The organism is Streptomyces sp. NPDC001492 (assembly GCF_053597275.1).
Genome location: NZ_JBSFHW010000116.1, coordinates 1 through 1,653, shown reverse-complemented (window position 1 = coordinate 1,653; position 1,653 = coordinate 1). Strand labels below are relative to the sequence as shown.

Below are 1,653 nucleotides of genomic sequence, written 5' to 3'. Positions count from 1 at the left end.
ATGTGGGGTCCGGTGACGTAGCCGGTCTCGGCGGACCAGGCCGCCGAGGTCCAGTCGTTCACGCCCGCCGAGGGCACCTCCCGCAGGGTCGTCGCCAGCACTTTCGCCGCGGGCAGCAGGTCGGCGACGGCGGCGAGCGCGTCCGCCACCTCGTGCGCCCGGAAACGCTCGGCGCCCGGGTGTTCGCCCGCCAGGCCGAGGGCGCCCACCACGACATCGGCGTGCCGGGCCAGCCGCAGGTCGACCTCGCGGGCCCGTTCGGCGCCGCCGCGGCCGGCCCAGAGGCTCGCGCGGTAGTTGGGGTCGTAGGAGACGGTGACCCCGTGCCGGCGCGCGGCCGCCATGGCCTCGTCGGCCACGTCGACCGTGGTGTCCGACAGGCCGGCGAAGATGCCGCCGGTGTGAAACCAGCGCACCCCGGCCGAGAACACCGCATCCCAGTCGACGTCCCCCTTGCACAGCTGGGAGACGGCGGTGTGGGCGCGGTCGCTGACGCCGAGCGCGCCGCGGATGCCGTAGCCGCGCTCGACGAAGTTGAGACCGTTGCGGGCGGTGCGGCCGATGCCGTCGTCGGGCACCCAGCGGATCAGCGAGGTGTCGACGCCGCCCTGCAGGATCAGGTCCTCGACCAGCCGGCCCACCGCGTTGTCGGCGAGGGCGGTCACCACGGCGGTGCGCAGTCCGAAGCAGCGCCGCAGTCCGCGTACGACGTTGTACTCGCCGCCGCCCTCCCACACCTGGAAGCTGCGGGCGGTGCGGATGCGGCCCTCGCCCGGGTCGAAGCGCAGCATGACCTCGCCGAGCGCGATCACGTCGGTCACTACCTGCTCCTTTCCACCGCGTCGGCGGTCAGCCGGCGGATCTCCGCGTAGTCGCCCCGCTCCAGGTGGTCGGCGGTGGCCATCCAGCTGCCGCCGACCGCCAGCACCGCCGGGTCGGCCAGGTAGGCGGCCATCCGGTACGCGTCGATCCCGCCCGTCGGCACGAACCGCACCCCCGGAAACGGGGCCGCCAGCGCCCGCAGCGTGCGCAGGCCGCCGAGCGACTCGGCGGGGAAGAGCTTCACGGTGTCGAGGCCCGCCTTCAGGGCCCGCATCAGTTCGGTGGCGGTGGCGACGCCGGGCACCACGGGCACCCCCAGCTCCCGGCACTTGGCGACGACGTCCTCGTCGAAGCCGGGCGAGACCACGAAGCGGGCCCCGGCCGCCACGGCCCGCTCCGCCTGCTCGGGGGTGAGCACCGTACCGGCGCCGACGACCAGGTCGCCGTGCGCGGCCATCGTCTTCACGACCTGTTCGGCGTGCGGGGTGCGGAAGGTGACCTCCGCGCAGCGGGCGCCGCCCGCCGCGAGCGCGTCGGCGAGCGGGCCGGCACTCGCGGCGGACGGCACGACCAGCACCGGCAGGAGCCGGGCACCGGCCAGTACCGAGGCCGGGTCGCTGCTGTTCATCGGCCCAGCCATCCGCCGTCGACCGGGAGGACGGTGCCGTGGACGTACGCGGCCGCGTCCGACGCCAGGAACACGGTGGCGCCCGCGAGGTCGTCGGCGCTGCCCCAACGCGCGGCCGGGATGCGGTCCAGGATGGCCTTGCTGCGCACCGGGTCGTCCTGGAGGGCCTGGGTGTTGTCGGTGGCGATGTAGCCCGGCGCGAT

The 1,653-nt window shown here is 75.1% G+C and carries 3 protein-coding genes; all 3 read right to left on the bottom strand.

Translation table 11 applies throughout. From position 1 onward, the window contains the following. Nucleotides 1-821 (bottom strand): sugar kinase (locus ACWC1K_RS50640; protein WP_450840997.1); only part of this gene is annotated, 821 nt, incomplete at its 3' end. Further along, nucleotides 821-1,450 carry a bifunctional 4-hydroxy-2-oxoglutarate aldolase/2-dehydro-3-deoxy-phosphogluconate aldolase gene (locus ACWC1K_RS50635; RefSeq protein ID WP_450840995.1) on the bottom strand — a complete coding sequence of 210 codons (630 nt, stop codon included), beginning with the start codon at nucleotides 1,448-1,450 and terminating at the stop codon, nucleotides 821-823. The genes ACWC1K_RS50635 and ACWC1K_RS50640, both read right to left, overlap by 1 nt. Further along, on the bottom strand, nucleotides 1,447-1,653 hold a 207-nt coding region (locus ACWC1K_RS50630; RefSeq protein WP_450840993.1), incomplete at its 5' end, for an SDR family oxidoreductase. The genes ACWC1K_RS50630 and ACWC1K_RS50635, both read right to left, overlap by 4 nt.

Coding starts and splice junctions, on each gene's coding strand:
- ACWC1K_RS50635 (WP_450840995.1), bottom strand. CDS start 1,450: ATGAACAGCAGCGACCCGGCCTCGGTACTGGCCGGTGCCCGGCTCCTG.